The following is a 16,126-nucleotide window of genomic DNA, read 5'->3' as shown; positions in this document are numbered from 1 at the left end:
AAGCCGCTAACCGGCAACAGTTAGCGGCTTTTTTTATAGCTTAAAAACAGATCGCCGCACGCTGGCTCACTGCGGAATGCGCGCAATCACCTTGATTTCAAAATCATAGCCCGCCAGCCAGTTAACGCCCACCGCCGTCCAGTTGGGATAAGGCTCATCGCCGAAGAAGCGCAGCCGTACTTCGTTCACCGTGACGAACTGCGCTTCCGGATCGGTATGAAACGTAGTGACATCAACCACGTCATCGAAACTGCAACCGGCGGCCTTCAGCACCGCCGCGAGATTGGTGAACGCCTGATTAACCTGACGCGTGAAATCGGGCTCGGCGGTGCCATCATCACGGCTGCCCACCTGGCCGGAAACAAACAGCAGTTCGCCGGAACGAATCGCCGCAGAGTATTTATTGATGTTGTACAACGCCTGACGGCCCGCTGGAAAAACAGCATCGCGTTTGTTCATAATCGTACTCCTGAAGATGAGAGAAGAAAGCGGGTTAGCTATGCCCGTTTTCGCTTTAACATACGCCGCGTATGTATTACTATGTTTTACATACGCGGCGTATGTCAATGCAAAAATTTAAGGAACAGCGATGGCAGCCAGACGACGGGCAGACCAGGTGGAAGAGACACGCGGCAAACTGATTGCCGCTGCACGACGCGCGTTCGCGCAGAAAGGTTACAGCGAAGCGTCAATGGATGACCTCACGGCAGCCGCCGGGCTGACGCGCGGTGCGCTGTATCATAATTTCGGCGATAAGAAAGGGTTATTGCAGGCGGTTATTGACCAGATTGATGGTGAGATTCTTGAGCAGATGCGCGCAGCCGGACAGCAGTATCACACTCGCTGGCACGCGTTTCTGGCGGAAGCCATTACCTATATCGAGATGTCGCTGGAGCCGGAAGTCCAGCGCATCATGCTGCTGGATGGCCCGGCGGTGCTGGGCGATCCGTCGCGCTGGCCTAATCAGACCGCCTGTCTGCGCACCACCGCCGCCATGCTGGCGGAGCTGATTGAGGAAGGTACAGTGAAACCGGTCGATACCGAAGCGGCGGCGCAACTGGTCAACGGCGCCGCGCTCAATGCCGCGCTGTGGATTGCCGCTGCCGATGAGCCGGTCGCGGCGCTGCCGCGTGCGGTGCAGGCTTTCCGACTGCTGGTTTCCGGGCTGCTGGTTAACCCGGCGTCGCATTGAGTTCGCGTATCCAGCTGAGAAACGCCTGCAGCGGTGCCGGGATCAGCCGGCGATCGTTGTAATACAGCCACAGGCCGGGAAAGCTGAGCCACCAGTCGGCAAGAATCGGTTGCAGACTGCCGTTGGCCAGCGCCGGCTTCAGCCAGTCCTCAAACAGATACACTACGCCGGCACCGGCGATGGCCGTTGACACCGTCAGCTCCATCGCCGCACCGATGCTGCAAATCAGCGGCCCCTGCGGCTGTAACGTGATGCGTTCCGCGCCGCGGCTGAACTCCCATTCGGCCGTCACCCCGGTGGCATAACGACCATACAGACAGCGATGCTGCATCAGGTCGCGCGGATGCTGCGGCGTACCGTAAGCCGCCAGATAGGCTGGCGCCGCGGCCGCGGCAAAGCGCTGCACGCGCGGACCAATCGGCAGCGCCACCATATCCTGTTCCAGATGATCGTCGTAACGGATACCGGCATCGCAGCTGTCGCGAAAAATGTCCTGCACATTACTTTCCGCCACAATCTCCAGCCGGATGTCCGGATAGCGCTGCAAAAATCCCGGCACAATCGCCGGTAATACCAGCCGCGCCGCGCTGACCGGCACGTTCAGCCGCAGCGTGCCGCCCGGCGTGTCACGGAACGTGTTCAGGGCATCCAGCGCCGCATCCACTTCGTTCATGGCGGGCAGCAGCCGTGACATCAGCGCCCGGCCCGCTTCGGTCAGCACCACCGTTCGCGTGGTGCGATTGAACAGCCGAACGCCCAGTTGCTCTTCGGCGCGCCGCACCGCATCACTCAAACGCGACGGATTGCTGCCGCTCATGCGCGCCGCCTCGCGAAATCCACCGGCTTTTGCCACCGCCACTACCGCATGCAGCGACGCCATATCCAGCGCCATTGTGCGTCACTCCGTACAGTCTGTCCTGATTTACACGGATAGTCGCACAGCACCGTTGTGATTACAATTTAAACACTATCCGATGAAGGAGGTTTACATGTCACAGACTACAACTACTTATACGCTGGGCGACCGTCAGGTTGCCCGTCTCGGCTACGGTGCCATGCAGCTGGCCGGTCCCGGCGTATTTGGCCCGCCAAAAGATGAAGCCCGCGCGCTACAGGTGCTGCGCGATGCCGTGGCTGCCGGTGTGAATCACATCGACACCAGTGATTTTTACGGGCCGCACATCACCAATCAGCTGATCAAAAAAGCGCTCTATCCTTACCCCAGCGATCTGGTGCTGGTGACCAAAGTGGGTGCCCGACGTGATACCAAAGGCGGCTGGCTGCCCGCCAGCACGCCGGAGGAACTGACGCAGGCGGTTGAAGATAACCTGCGTAATCTGGGGATCGACGTGCTGGAGGTCGTCAATTTACGCTCGATGCTGAGCGTTCATGGACCGGCAGAGGGATCGCTGGAGCCGCAAATCGAGGCGATGATTAAGTTGCAGCAGCGTGGCCTGATTCGGCACATTGGCCTGAGCAACGTGACCGCCAGTCAGGTGGCGCAGGCACAGCAGATGACGCCGATTGCCTGCGTACAGAATCTGTATAACCTCGCCAATCGTCAGGATGAGGCGCTGATCGATCAGCTGGCGGCGCAGGGCATTCCCTACGTGCCGTTCTTTCCGCTCGGCGGTTTTTCGCCGCTGCAGTCGGAACAGCTCAGCGCGGTGGCCAGCACGCTCAACGCCAGTACGCTGCAGGTGGCGCTCGCCTGGTTGTTGCAACGCTCAGATAATATTCTGCTGATTCCCGGCACCTCCTCGCCGCAGCATCTGCAGCAAAATCTGGCCAGCGCGGCGCTGACGCTGAGCCCGGAGGTGGTTGCGCAACTGGACAGCATTGGCCGGGCGTAAGGCACACGCCGGGGCTATCCCCGCCCGGCGATGCCCGCTTCCACCAGGCAGGCTTTGAGCACACCGAACGCATCCTGGCACTGGCGCTCATCCACGCAGGCGTAACCGAGCAGCAGACCGCGTCGCTCCTGCGGATGCATATAGTATTGCGACAGCGGCCGCACCTTCACGCCGCGTCGCAGCGCCAGCGCGGCAATCGCCACATCATCACAGCCCGGGGGCAGATTCAGCACCAGATGCAGCCCGGCTTCATGATTGACTACCGGCATAAAAGCCGCGCCCAGGTAGCGCTCAATCAGCGTCATCATAAAGCGCCGGCGCTGACTGTAGAGTTTGCGCATGCGGCGGATATGCGTCATGTAGTGGCCTTTCTGGATGAATTCCGCCAGCGCACGCTGCACCAGCAGATGCCCGCCGCGATAGAGTTCGGCCGCCGCCACGCGCAGCGGCTGCGCCAGCGCTTTTGGTACCACCAGATAGCCGAGACGCAGCGCGGGATAGAGCGTTTTACTGAAGGTGCCCATATAGATAACCGGCGCATCCGGCTCAAAGCCCTGCAGCGAGGGGAATGGCTGGCCGGCAAAGCGAAATTCGCTGTCATAGTCATCTTCCACCAGCCAGCTTTTGTGTTTGCGCGCCAGGTCGAGCAGCTGTCTGCGCCGCTCCAGACTGAGATGCACACCCAGCGGATACTGGTGTGACGGTGTCACAAAAATCATCTTCGGCGCTTTGCTGCGCGGTGCCAGCTCCGGGATAATGCCCTGTTCATCCACCGCTTTGGCCTGAATTTTTAGCCCGTTAATGCGTAACAGGTTGCGCGTGCCCCAGTAGCCTGGCTCCTCGATCCACACTGGATCGCCCGCGTCGCACAGCACGCGCGTCACCAGATCCACCGCCTGATGAATGCCTTCAGTAATGATGATTTGATCGGCGTCGGCACGCACCGAGCGCGCCACGCTGAGATACTCAGCCAGCGCCTGGCGCAGCTGCGGACAGCCGCCGTTACTGCTGTAAATCAGCCGCTCGATGTCGGGTTCGCGATTCAGGCGCGACTGAATCTGGCTAAACAACTTATGCGGAAACTCACGCACATCCGGCGCGCCGGGCACAAAGGCACCCCACTGATAAGGCGAGGCATTGGCGTGACCGAGCAGCGTGGCGCCGCGTTTTGAAATCGCCGCCGGTTTACTCATCAGGGGTTCACTGAGCGGCAGCGCCGGCGTGCTGTTGAGGCTCCCTTCCGGCAGGTTTTCTGCAATCCAGGTGCCGCTGCCGGTGCGCGCGCTGACATATCCCTGCGCGACCAGATTTTCATAGACGTTGAGCACCGTATTACGCGACACCGCCAGCTCGCGCGCTAAATCACGCGTCGCCGGCAGGCGTGAGCCGCGCGGGAAAATGCCCTCTACAATCGCCGCCTGCATGCAGTGCAGCAGGCGCTGCTGCAGCGTGCCTTCCGCGACAAACTGTAGTCGTTCCAATACATGATCGGCGTACAAACTCCGCAATTGGCTCCATCCTTCTCAGTGAAATTGGCTCTGGCAACCGCGCTCAGTGCAGGCATAAATAAGCGTGTTTGTCGTGATTTGTAAAGACGCTTATCGCTAAGGAAAGGTTATGGAAGGTAAAAACAACCAGTTGCAACAACGCAAAGATGACGCGCTGCCGCGAGGCACCGGTAATCTTTGTCAGTGGTATGTCGATCAGGCCGAAAACGCCACGCTGCGTGACGTTGAGGGCAATAGCTGGATTGATTTTGCTGGCGGCATCGCGGTGCTCAACACCGGCCACCGTCATCCGCGTATCGTGCAGGCCATTGCCGATCAGTTAGCAAAATTCACCCATACCGCATTCCAGGTCACGCCGTATGAGAGCTATGTGGCGCTGGCGGAACGCATCAATCAGCGGGTGCCAATTGCCGGTAAAGCCAAAACCGCCTTTTTCACCACCGGCGCTGAAGCGGTAGAGAATGCGGTTAAAGTGGCGCGCGCCGCTACCCGTCGTCACGGCATCATCACCTTCGGTAACGCCTTTCACGGCCGTACTTTCATGACCATGGCGATGACTGGCAAAGTGGCCCCTTACAAGCGCGATTTTGGCCCGATGCCGGCCTCGGTGTTTCACGCCCGCTACCCTAACGCGGTCACCGGCATCAGCGTTGAGGACGCTATCGCCAGCCTGCACGACCTGTTCAGCCACGACATCGCGCCGCAGGATGTGGCCGCCATCGTACTGGAACCGGTGCAGGGTGAAGGCGGTTTCCACATCGCGCCGGCAGAGTTTCTTACGCAGCTACGTGCACTGGCCGATGAGCACGGCATTCTGCTGATTGCCGATGAGGTACAGAGCGGATTTGCCCGCACCGGCAAGCTGTTTGCCATGGAGCACTACAGCGTCCAGCCCGATCTCATCACCATGGCGAAAAGTCTGGCGGGCGGTATGCCGCTGTCGGCGGTGAGCGGTCGCGCTGACATCATGGATGCGCCCGGTCCGGGCGGGCTGGGCGGTACTTACGCCGGCAATCCGCTGTCGATTGCCGCCGCGCATGCGGTGCTGGATGTCATCGAGGAAGAAAAGCTGTGCCAGCGTGCTAGCCAACTGGGCGCTACGCTGAGCGAACTGCTGCACCGCGCGCGCCGCGCTAACGCGTCGATTACCGACGTGCGTGCGCTGGGCTCAATGGTAGCGGTGGAGTTTGCCAGCGCGCAGCAGGCGCAGGCGCTGCAGCAACAGGCGATGACGCGCGGTCTGCTACTGCTGACCTGTGGCCCGCAGGGCAACGTGATCCGCTTCCTCTATCCGCTCACCATTCCGGATGCCCAGTTCCGTCAGGCGCTGGATATTCTCGACAGCCTGCTCAGCCAGTCTTAGCGTTCCACCCATTGTCCGATCGCTTACCTGCCGCGCGCAGGCAAGTTTCACCTGCATAACAGGCGGGGTCTGCCCCGCCTGAGAGACGATCTGGAGAGATATTGATGACTGCTCAGAATGCCGATGTACTGGCACAAAGCCTGAAACCCCGCCACGTGCGCATGCTGTCGATTGCCGGAGTGATTGGCGCCGGGCTGTTCGTCGGTTCCGGCCATGCGATTGCCGAAGCCGGACCGGCGGTGCTGCTGGCCTATATCGCCGCCGGCGCGCTGGTGGTGCTTATTATGCGCATGCTGGCGGAGATGGCGGTCGCCTCACCGGACTCCGGTTCCTTCTCCACTTACGCCGACAAGTCTCTTGGCCGCTGGGCTGGGTTTACCATCGGCTGGCTTTACTGGTGGTTCTGGGTACTGGTGATCCCGCTGGAGGCCAACGCCGCCGGCACCATTCTGCACGGCTGGTTCCCGCAGGTGGCGGTGTGGGAATACACGCTGGCGATCACCAGCTTCCTGACCATCAGCAACCTGTTCAGCGTGAAAAACTACGGTGAGTTTGAGTTCTGGTTCGCGCTGCTGAAAGTGGTGGCTATCGTCGCCTTTCTTGGTGCCGGCAGCCTGGCGCTGTTTGGCCTGTTGCCCGGCAGCAGCACGCAGGGTATTTCACATCTGTACGACACTCACGGCTTCATGCCTAACGGTATCAGTGCCGTGCTCGCCGCCATTCTTACCACCATGTTCTCTTTCATGGGCACGGAAATCGTCACCATTGCCGCCGCCGAATCCAATGAGCCGCGCAAGCAAATTACCCACGCCACCAACTCGGTGATCTGGCGTATTGCGCTGTTTTATCTGCTGTCGATCTTTCTGGTGGTGGCGCTGGTGCCGTGGAATACGCCGTCGCTGATGAAAGCCGGGTCTTACCAGACGGCGATGGAGATGATGAACGTGCCGTATGCCCGGCAGATTGTCGATGTGGTGGTGCTGATCGCGGTATGCAGCTGTCTCAATTCTGCGCTTTATACCGCGTCGCGCATGCTCTATTCCCTGTCGCGTCGTCAGGATGCGCCAGCGGCGGCCTCGCGCACCACGCGCAGCGGCACGCCGTGGGTCGCAGTACTGATGTCTACCGCCGCAGCATTTCTGGCGGTGATCGCCAACTATCTGGCGCCGAGCGCGGTGTTTGAGTTCCTGCTGGCCAGCTCCGGCGCCATTGCGCTGCTGGTTTATCTGGTCATTGCCGCTTCGCATCTGGTGCTGCGGAAAAAGCGCGAGGCGCGCGGCGAGCAGCTCAGCTATCGCATGTGGCTGTTCCCGGGTCTGACGTGGGCCACCATGGTGTTCATTGTTGGCGTACTGACGTCAATGCTGTTCAATGCACAGCATCGTTCAGAAATTATCGCCACCGGGCTGTTAACGCTGCTGGTGCTGGTCGCCAGCCAGATTGTGCACCGCAAGCGCGCGGCGCGTAAAAACAGCGAGGAGATGGTAGCGCTGCGTTCGTAACGCTCGCCTTAACGGGCACGGAAGCCCGCCGTTACTCCACATCAATACTGATCGACTCATCCGCCACGTTAATCGTCACGGTGCAGTGCGTCCACACCGGCTGCCCTTCAGTCATCTCATGTTCGATAAAGTATTGCTGAAAGTCTTTCAGCGCAGCACTGAGATCGCCAATCGCGCGCGCGTCCGGCTCGAACCAGTCCGGTTCGCCGTTTTCATCAAGGTAGTTAAACTGAAACTGCCCGCCCTCCTCATCGGCAAACAGCTCCGCCTGCACCACCAGCACCTGCGCGCCGTCGGGGCCACAGCTAAAAATGATCTGGCCAATGCGGCGATAAAGGTCTTCGTATTGCATAGTGAGAACTCCTGTAAGAGGCGGGACGCGCGACAGCGCCGCGGCGGCATTCATCTTAGCCAATGTCTTGACATTATGTCTGAGGATCAGAGAATGAACGCCTGCGAATAACGGACTACAAGAAACGGAGTTTATCATAGCCTGTTCAGCGCGTTACCTCTCTGTTACCCACATTAAACGCGTCGCCCGTCTGCTGTCTGCCGTGCTGTTGCTGGCCAGCTGCGCCTCGGAGCCGCCAAAATCGCTGGTCACCCCGTTTACGTCGCCGACTAAACCACCTGTTCCGGCTAAACCCGCAGCGCAGACTGAACCAGTGCGCGGCGTCTGGCTCACTACGGTGTCGCGCCTCGACTGGCCGCCGATATCTTCCGTCACAGCCAGCCCGGCGCTGCGTATTCGCCAGCAGCAGCAGGCGCTGACGGCCAAACTGGATAAGCTGCACAGCCTGGGGATTAACACGGTATTTTTCCAGGTGAAGCCCGATGGCACCGCCCTGTGGCGTTCGCGTATCCTGCCATGGTCCGATACCCTGACCGGCAACATCGGGCAGGATCCGGGTTACGATCCGCTGCAATTTATCCTCGACGAGGCGCACAAACGCGGTATGAAGGTGCATGCGTGGTTTAATCCTTATCGCGTGTCGACCAATACCAAACCTGCCACCGTGACGGCGTTAAACAACACGCTCCAGCTGCAGCCGGCCAGCGTGTTTGTGCTGCATCGTGACTGGATCCGCACCGCCAGCGACCGCTTCGTGCTCGATCCGGGCATTCCGGCGGCACGCGACTGGATCACCAGCATCGTGGCGGAAGTGGTGTCAAACTACGCCATTGATGGCGTTCAGTTTGATGACTATTTCTATACGGAAACCGCGACATCGCCGCTCAATGACAGCGCCACCTTTCGCCAGTACGGCGCGGGCTTTGCCAGCAAAGCCGACTGGCGGCGGCACAATACCCAGCTGCTGATCGAGCAGGTTTCCCGCACGATTAAACAGCTCAAGCCTGGCGTTGAGTTCGGCGTCAGCCCGGCGGGCGTATGGCGTAATCTGTCGCACGATGCAGCCGGCTCCGATACGCGCGGTGCGGCGGCTTATGATGAAGCCTATGCAGACACGCGCCGCTGGGTGCAGCTTGGCCTGCTGGATTACATCGCGCCGCAGTTGTACTGGCCGTTTGCCCGTCAGGCCGCGCGCTATGACGTCCTGGCGCGCTGGTGGGCCAATGTAGTACAGCCCACGCACACCCGGCTGTACATCGGCGTGGCGCTGTATAAGGTGGGTGAAGCCTCGAAAAGTGAGCCGGACTGGACGGTTCAGGGCGGCGTTCCCGAACTGAAAAAACAGCTCGATCTGAATGAATCGCTGCCGCACATCGACGGCACCATTCTGTTTCGCGAAGATTATCTTAATCAGCCGCAGACGCAGCAGGCGGTCGATTATTTACGTCAGCGCTGGGGAAAATGAATTATTCAGGCCAGCAGAGGAATACTGCTGGCCTGAAGCGTTAGCGCGGGTTATCCGGATCGAGTAATTCAATACTGCGCGGCACGCCGTTCACGCGGACTTTCAGAAAACGGCGGGTGATCCACTTCCCCGCGGCATCCTGCTCCTGCCGTTCAAAAAACGGCCCACGCAGCAGCAGTTCTTTATTATTGTTGTAGCCAAAGCCGACATCTTTATTGCCCACCCAGTGCTGTTCAAAGGCGACGACCGGCTGGTTGTCCAGCGCCGTAGCTTCTTCCGCACTGCAGGCGGTAAAACTTTTGCGGAAAATAAAACACTGACCGGACTGATAGCGATCGCGCCCGTTGGTTTCCACCAGCGCAATCGAGAAGCCGGTATAGGCCGGAATTTTAACGTACAGTTTGGTGTGTGCGCCTTTGCCCTCGATATGCACCTTAATTACGGGCGAGGAGCCTTCGCTGTACCAGCTGCCAATGGTGTTATCGTCGTTGCGCGCCTGCAGATAAATATGCGCCACGCCTTCCGGTGTCCGGTAGCTGTAATCAGTTTGCGTTTCCGACTGGGAAACATACTGCGCGCTGCCGATAATGCGCACGTGAATTTGTGAAGTGGCGTCGGAAAAATTAAATTCACCGACGTAAAACCATTTCGCGTCTTTGCCACGGTTATCCATGTGATGCTGCGAGGTGGTGAAGTCATAACTCAGCGATCCCTGAATGATCGCGCCGAGATCGGAAATCTCCATCACGCCACGATCGCCCTCCGCCAGCAGCGTCCAGGGCTCAATGCCCTCTTTGCTGAAGTCAAAGCCCGCGCTGTCACGGTGCACGCTTTTCTGGATAATCATCGCGCGGCAATAGCCCATTTTCATGGGATTTTGCGTCGATTCAATCACCAGCCCTTCAATCGTCCACTGACCATTGGTGAGATCGCCGGCAAATTCGGAGTGCTCGATCCAGCCATTACGAATAAACGATTGCGTACAGCGCGGCAGATCGAATACCGGCTGTTTGGTGCTGCGCTGCAAATTAAAGTTGGAGAGTTCAATGGCGGTAGAGTGATCCCAGGCGCCTTTTTCCCGATCGGACCAGCGCGCATAGACAATACTGCCCTGACAGCCACGTGAATAAAACTGATCGATTTTACAGTCCAGCGTATCAATCAGTTCCAGCGCCCGCCCGCCGAGGTAGCGAAACTCCATGCTGCTGACGCGCAGGAATTGTCCTCCAATAATGCTGTTAGTAAAGAAGCCGACATTATTAAACGCCGTGCCGCCGTCTTCGCCGCTATCAGAACTCATGCCTTTCACCACAAAGCCGGAAATTTCCACATAGCGTGCGCGTACGCTAAAGAAATGGGTTTTGCGCGGTTTCGGTCCCCAGTTAAATTTCAGCGTGGTGGTGGGGAAATAACCGAAGTTGACCGGCGCGCCGGAAATTTTAAAGCGGTTAATCTCTCTGTCGCTGCCCAGCACTTCCGCTAAATCAAAGCCGGACAGGCTGAACTCACCGGCGGTAAAGCGAATTCCCGCGGAGGGTAAAACACGCTGTGACCATTTAAACATGCGGATCACCGCATCAATACAATCGGTGGTGCCATCGGCTATTGCGCCAAAATCCACCACCGTGACCGCGCTATAATCGAGGACCACTCTTTTCCAGCGCTTTTTACCGGACGTCACGAAATTCAGCCCGCCGTCATCGGGCGTGCTGTTGTCGGTGGCATCGTAGACAAACACGCCGCCGCCCATCCGACTGCCACGGCTGTATTCCAGCACCGACGCAATTTCGCCAATCGAAACAGGTTCCTGTTTACGTAAATCGTCAATGGTATGTAATTGAATCACCGTCCCGGTGGCAGATGGTGTGGTAGTGCTGGTGATGCCAGATGTATTCGCCATGGTGTTCCCCATAAATTATTAACGTAATACGACAGAGCATCAGCAGTATAAGTGATTGAAAATTAATATATTGACCTGTGCCAGTTTATACGGGAGCTTTTCAGCGGGGTGATTTGCCGGAACAGAATAACGATATGATTCCGGAAGGAAAGCGAAGCGACAAAAATACTTTTTACAGATTTATCGCAGAATAATTGTGGTAATCGCCGGTACGAACGTTCTGATTAATTTGACTTACGAAGAAGAATGGCTTGAATTATCGAAATATTTCCCGCGATCATCAGTTTAATTTTTTACGCGAGATAACGCGCCAGTGAAAATTTTCGACTGGCGCGTTGCCGTCAAAATGTCGCGTTCAGGCCAATATTCCAGCTCAGCTGGTGATAGGCGCTGTTACCGCCGATCGCTGAAACCCCGGCAAAGGCGTTGACCGTTTCACCCAGCGGCACGCTGGCCCCCAGCGACATATCCAGCCAGTTTTTATCACCGGCGTTGACGCTGCGTACAAAGCCGGTCTGCGTTGACTTCAGCCCGGCGCGCACCGCGTTCTGCGTATCGCCAAACTGGTGGTTATAACTGAGCTGCGCCCACGGATTCACCGGCCACAGTTTGCTGTCGATACGCCAGCCAAGCGCGCCGATTTGCGAATGCAGGGTTTGATCGGAAAAGCGCATGGCGGTGCTGCTGTCGCCGTTTTCGCTGTAGCCCCCTGCCCGCACATAATCCAGTGCGTAGCTGGCGACCGGGCCGGTGGAAAGGTGTTCGCCTATCGGCAGATCCCAGCCGGTTTGCACCCGTAGCCCGAGCATTTTTCCGCTGCTACTGCCCTGTTCGGTGCGCGTTGCCGGGCCGATATTGATGCGACGTTCGATGCTGTCAAAATCGAGATCTGCATAGTGCACATTCGCATTGATCCAGCCCTGCTCCAGCAGCGTCAGCTGGCTATACAGCGCCAGCAAATTGCCGCGCAGCTTGTAATCATAGTGCGCCGAAGGATGCTGGTGCTGCGCGGTGCTGGACAACAGCAGACCTGCCTGCCAGTTATCTGTGAACTGATAGCCTAATCCCAGCGTCAGGCTGCCGGTATTGGCGTCACCGTTGAGCAGGCTATCGCCGCGATAATCAATATGCTGACCGGCATAGCCGCCGAACACGCTAACCTGACCGGCGCTGGCCGGCTGCTGACGCTGCTGCTGTAAATGGCCATCGAGGGTGTTCTGCATATCCCGCGACAGCATCAGCGGCGCCCGTGCCAGCGCCGCCACCTGCGCGGGTGCGTCGAGGATCGATTGAATGTAGTCGGCGATCATGGCATGTACCGCCGGGCTGGGATGCAGCCGGTCGGCAAACAGATAAGCCTGCGCGTTACTGAAACCGGGCGTTGACGAGGTGCATTCGGCGGCGGAGGTGCCGACCGGACAGGCCATCCCCAGCGTATTGCTCAGGCCATAGCGTTGCGGATCGACAATTACCTCGTTGAACAGGCCGGCGATGTCGGCACGCACAATGTTGCCATTCAGCGCCACCAGCCCGGCCTCTTCCTGCTGGTTATAGCCATCGGAGAGGGCCGTCACCTGCTCGCTGAGCACCTGCCAGGCCGAAAACAGCTGCTGCGCCAGCGCGGCACGCAGCGCCGGGATGGTCGATACCTGTGCGGCGGCCTGATCGAATGCGTCGCGCACCGCCTGCTGGCGCGCAGCCACGTCGGGCGTGGCATGGCTGTCCAGCGAGGCAAACGCCGCGACCATCGCCGACTGCGCCGCCGGCCCCAGCACACTCAGCACCGCCTGCACCATGAAAGGCGTGGAGCCGAGTTGCGGCACGTTTGGCACGATCACCGCCCCCGCACCGGCATCCAGCAGGGTTTTGATTTGCGACACCGCCGCGCTGGCGCTGTTGCTGATGGTCGCGCGCGCGGTAAGCGGATTGGTCACCGCCGCCGCGATATCGTTAGCGCCCACCCAGTGAATGTACAGTCCGTTGCTATCTGCGCGTCCGCCGGTGGATTGCAGATAAGCAGCCAGCTGGTCTTGCGTATTGAGGCTGGCATCCAGCGCCGGCACGGTAACGCCGCCGCCCTGTGCATAGTTGCTGCCACCGCGCGACGACGGCTGCAGCGTTTGCCCGAACTGTGCAGCGAGGATCTCGTCATACAGTGGATGTTGCGCGCCATCATAAGTAAAACGCCCGACATTACCGCCATCGCTCAGGCTATCGCCGAAAACCGTCAGGTTATCCCACGCCAGGGCGCTAAACGGCACATACAGGCAACTCAATGTGGCAAACGCGACCGCCGATCGCGTCAGGTTGCGACTCTTCATCATTCACTCCGAATCAGGCCAGAAATCATGTCTGACCGCTAAAGGTGCCGGCGCGTCAGGATGCCGGCGTGCAGGCTGTAAACCGCTTAAACAGCGGAAAGGACAGTGATAACAAGGATGCTTAAGGTGTAGTCAGGCAGGCGCGCCTTTACCAGGCAGAGAGCGGAAATTTGCGGGGTGGATCGGCACATCAGGGATTGCGGACTGGCGACCGTAGCGTGAGGAACGGTGCTTTGAGTGACGAAGCGGCGGCGTTAACTGAAGCCGAAATAATTTCGATTGTTGCAGCCCGGTAATCCAGCGCCGACAGGGCTGCTGGAAAGCTTTCAATAGCACCCGAACCAGGAACAGAATTTACCCGAATAACGGGTTTTTCTGCCGCGTCTGAGTAAGCTGGTTATGCATCTTTGCTGAGCACGCATCTGTAAATATCCGCGATCCCCTGGAGCACAAACCTTCATCCATCTTTACTCTATAAGGCCACTGGTTGATCGAATTGGGATTTCGACCTGACAGAAGATCGATGTGATCACTACGCCAGGTCAGATGATTTGCGGTGATATTTTTGACGCTCACAAACAGCGTTGCCCGCGTATTTGTAAGGCTTTTTTTGGGTGTCGGGGCTGCGCCCTGACAGGATCGCTTTTGGAGTGCCGATTATGGCGGTGCTTCAAAAACATATCTTGTCTGCTGTTGGAGGGATTCAAGGCAAAAAAAATCCCGCCAGCTATGGGCGGGAATGATTACCATACAATTATATCAAGCCAAGTGATTCAGGAAGTTGTTTAATATAGACTGCACGATCTCCTTGATATTCTTTTGATACCAGATAAAAAGTACTTACTACTTTCTTTTTATCATCAAGACTTATAAGTTGTAGTTCAGCCGTAATACTTTCCATCATTCCCACAGCAATATCAGGATCCAAAGACTCTTCATCAGAGAACTCCAGAAAAATAGCCATGTCAGCTATTCTCTTTACCAGACGAGCATAACTATTCATGGATAATTTTCACCTCTATGTTTTTATGCCTAATTCATCAAACTGAAAAATCCTGGCTCGATGGCCGTGATTTTTATTCAGGGCCTGGGGTCGGAAGGCGGTGATTTTCGGGTTTTATGTTCATCTATCCTGGCAAAGATCCATGAGCCAAAACCAGCGGCTACTCCAGCTATTCCACTCATGACTATAGTTTTATATATTACATCTAAGCCAATTTGTAAATTGCCTGTATGTAAATAATTAACGATTAGCCGTAAAACAATTCCTAAGCAAAAAAACAGATAACTCCATATAACATGCTTAAAATAAGAAGATAAAATGTAGGTTTTTTATTCATTTATTATTCCCCGCCCTATCAATTGCATCTTTAGTTGCGTCCCCCAAAATTTCTGATGTATAAGCACCACCTATTTCCGCCCAAAAACCAGACGAAATCCCTAAAGCAGGTTTAAGTAAACCGGGCGCATATTCACCAAAGTATCCTCCGGCCACCGCACCTGCAACGGCTCCACCAACAGCCCCAGCATCTGGCCCGTCCGTAAACACAGCACTACCGGCCGCAATTCCCGTATTCGCCCAAATTCCCCGTCCCGGAGCCATAGCACCAGTAGCAGCGGCTGTCGCAGTACTCCAGTAATCATAAGTCTTACCTTCATTGCCTGGACTGCTCATATAAAGCAACTGATAACTACCATTCGCGATACCGGCAATAACAGCGCTCACTGCCACCTTACCTAAAGATGCAGCAGATCCGAGATAAGCCGCCCCGGCAGCCAGGACGCCATTTTTATAAGCTTCAACGATTACTTTCGGAATATTGGCACCTTCCGGTAAATCACCTTTTGCCAGTTATCCAGCCCAGCCTGATTCTGTTCCTGGGAGATATTATTATCCTGTACGTACTGCCCCCATGATCTCACCGCCATCCTGTAGTCTGTGATCCCTTTCGGTAACTGGAATCCATCACTCAGCGCATTATTCTCAACCGCATTCTTCCCTGCCTGAGCGCCGGCCAGCGCACTGGCGCCGCCGCCGCCGGTCACGCCGCCTGCCAGACCTGCAGCCAGGGTACTCAGTGCACTGATGATCTGTTTATCCGACTCCTGCAGGTCGCTGACCTGTTTACCCGGATACATCGAATGCATGATCAATTTACCCATCAGCTCTCCGCTGACCGCACCGGTCGCGCCTGCTGCCGCGCTGGTTCCTGCCGCCCGCGATCTTATTACACGAACCATTGCACTGGTGCCACGGCTGGAAAGGCAGATCGATGCGATCCGACAGACGCTAATGGCGAAGCAGAAGTTTATTTCTGAGATGCTGGATAACGTGATGGGTAAACGGATTAGCTAACAGGCGCGGAACTGAGGTGCTCGAATATCCCAGCCCGCTGACCGCAAGCAATTAACGAGGAGCTGGTTATGGCTGGCACGCATCATAAGTCAGGGACCGACACGCCCACAGCTAAATCAAGACGTTATACCGTGGAATATATCCACGACCATCTGAAGCACCGGCCTTCACCGTCGATCACCCTGCACGGCCACTGGATGGCCGAGCTGGGATTTTGCGACCGGGCAGAAGGTCGAGGTGATCACCACGCCGGGGCAGATGATCATCCGGCTGGCGGCAGCTGAGTGACAATATAAAATTCCCGGCTCGATGGC

16 protein-coding genes are annotated in these 16,126 nt (G+C 57.3%); 7 read left to right on the top strand and 9 right to left on the bottom strand.

The features are described 5' to 3' along the window. Window positions 1–66: 66 nt before the first annotated feature. Window positions 67–459 (bottom strand): RidA family protein, encoded by a 393-nt coding sequence (locus KOL70_RS18550; protein ID WP_215481304.1) that lies wholly within the window; start codon window positions 457–459, stop codon window positions 67–69. A gap of 130 nt (window positions 460–589) precedes the next feature. Here KOL70_RS18550 and KOL70_RS18545 point away from each other — a divergent pair, with 130 nt between their 5' ends. Beyond that, window positions 590–1,192 (top strand): TetR/AcrR family transcriptional regulator, encoded by a 603-nt coding sequence (locus KOL70_RS18545; RefSeq protein ID WP_021509093.1) that lies wholly within the window; start codon window positions 590–592, stop codon window positions 1,190–1,192. Here KOL70_RS18545 and KOL70_RS18540 read toward each other — a convergent pair. After that, window positions 1,173–2,084 (bottom strand): LysR substrate-binding domain-containing protein, encoded by a 912-nt coding sequence (locus KOL70_RS18540; RefSeq protein WP_215481303.1) that lies wholly within the window; start codon window positions 2,082–2,084, stop codon window positions 1,173–1,175. The genes KOL70_RS18545 and KOL70_RS18540 overlap by 20 nt on opposite strands. A gap of 97 nt (window positions 2,085–2,181) precedes the next feature. On the opposite strand from KOL70_RS18540, the gene KOL70_RS18535 reads away from it, so the two are divergent. After that, the gene (locus KOL70_RS18535) at window positions 2,182–3,045 is read left to right on the top strand and encodes an aldo/keto reductase family oxidoreductase (protein WP_215481302.1); all 864 of its coding nucleotides are present in this window, start codon (window positions 2,182–2,184) and stop codon (window positions 3,043–3,045) included. 14 nt (window positions 3,046–3,059) lie between these two features. Here the strand turns inward: KOL70_RS18535 and KOL70_RS18530 are convergent, their stop codons facing one another. Then, window positions 3,060–4,553, bottom strand: a complete 1,494-nt coding sequence (locus KOL70_RS18530; protein ID WP_193750270.1) for a PLP-dependent aminotransferase family protein — start codon at window positions 4,551–4,553, stop codon at window positions 3,060–3,062. 109 nt (window positions 4,554–4,662) lie between these two features. Between KOL70_RS18530 and gabT the strand changes: the two genes are divergently transcribed. Next, entirely contained in the window at window positions 4,663–5,916 is a 1,254-nt protein-coding gene (gene gabT / locus KOL70_RS18525; protein ID WP_215481301.1) for a 4-aminobutyrate--2-oxoglutarate transaminase, read from the top strand. A 104-nt stretch (window positions 5,917–6,020) separates the two neighbouring features. Then, window positions 6,021–7,418, top strand: coding sequence for a GABA permease (gabP, locus tag KOL70_RS18520; RefSeq protein ID WP_058770212.1), 1,398 nt, complete (start codon window positions 6,021–6,023; stop codon window positions 7,416–7,418). A 31-nt stretch (window positions 7,419–7,449) separates the two neighbouring features. On the opposite strand, the gene KOL70_RS18515 is transcribed toward gabP, so the two are convergent. After that, window positions 7,450–7,770 (bottom strand): hypothetical protein, encoded by a 321-nt coding sequence (locus tag KOL70_RS18515; protein WP_215481300.1) that lies wholly within the window; start codon window positions 7,768–7,770, stop codon window positions 7,450–7,452. Window positions 7,771–7,942: 172 nt separating this feature from the next. Between KOL70_RS18515 and KOL70_RS18510 the strand changes: the two genes are divergently transcribed. Next, entirely contained in the window at window positions 7,943–9,235 is a 1,293-nt protein-coding gene (locus KOL70_RS18510) for a family 10 glycosylhydrolase (protein ID WP_215481421.1), read from the top strand. A gap of 40 nt (window positions 9,236–9,275) precedes the next feature. Here KOL70_RS18510 and KOL70_RS18505 read toward each other — a convergent pair whose 3' ends face one another. From KOL70_RS18505 to KOL70_RS23640, 5 genes are all read right to left on the bottom strand, one after another. Beyond that, window positions 9,276–11,135: a hypothetical protein gene (locus KOL70_RS18505; protein WP_254185885.1), complete on the bottom strand. Its 1,860-nt coding sequence runs from the start codon at window positions 11,133–11,135 to the stop codon at window positions 9,276–9,278. Between the two features lie 341 nt (window positions 11,136–11,476). Then, the gene (locus KOL70_RS18500) at window positions 11,477–13,459 is read right to left on the bottom strand and encodes an autotransporter outer membrane beta-barrel domain-containing protein (RefSeq protein WP_254185884.1); all 1,983 of its coding nucleotides are present in this window, start codon (window positions 13,457–13,459) and stop codon (window positions 11,477–11,479) included. A gap of 751 nt (window positions 13,460–14,210) precedes the next feature. Then, window positions 14,211–14,459 (bottom strand): hypothetical protein, encoded by a 249-nt coding sequence (locus tag KOL70_RS18495; RefSeq protein WP_215481298.1) that lies wholly within the window; start codon window positions 14,457–14,459, stop codon window positions 14,211–14,213. A 333-nt stretch (window positions 14,460–14,792) separates the two neighbouring features. Next, window positions 14,793–15,182, bottom strand: a complete 390-nt coding sequence (locus KOL70_RS23645; RefSeq protein WP_254185883.1) for a hypothetical protein — start codon at window positions 15,180–15,182, stop codon at window positions 14,793–14,795. A gap of 80 nt (window positions 15,183–15,262) precedes the next feature. Next, window positions 15,263–15,619 (bottom strand): VENN motif pre-toxin domain-containing protein, encoded by a 357-nt coding sequence (locus KOL70_RS23640; protein WP_254185882.1) that lies wholly within the window; start codon window positions 15,617–15,619, stop codon window positions 15,263–15,265. On the opposite strand from KOL70_RS23640, the gene KOL70_RS18485 reads away from it, so the two are divergent. Together KOL70_RS18485 and KOL70_RS18480 are read left to right on the top strand one after the other, a co-directional pair. Continuing rightward, window positions 15,603–15,812, top strand: coding sequence for a hypothetical protein (locus KOL70_RS18485; protein WP_215481297.1), 210 nt, complete (start codon window positions 15,603–15,605; stop codon window positions 15,810–15,812). The two genes, KOL70_RS23640 and KOL70_RS18485, sit on opposite strands and share 17 nt — an antisense overlap. A gap of 68 nt (window positions 15,813–15,880) precedes the next feature. Beyond that, on the top strand, window positions 15,881–16,096 hold the full coding sequence (locus KOL70_RS18480) for a SymE family type I addiction module toxin (protein ID WP_371824670.1): 216 nt from the start codon (window positions 15,881–15,883) through the stop codon (window positions 16,094–16,096). The last annotated feature ends 30 nt before the right edge of the window (window positions 16,097–16,126 follow it).

Origin of the sequence: Pantoea sp. B270, from assembly GCF_018726825.1 — a bacterium.
GTDB lineage: Bacteria > Pseudomonadota > Gammaproteobacteria > Enterobacterales > Enterobacteriaceae > Pantoea > Pantoea dispersa.
The sequence above is the reverse complement of the archived record's forward strand: the minus strand, read 5'-3'. Positions and strand labels throughout refer to the sequence as shown.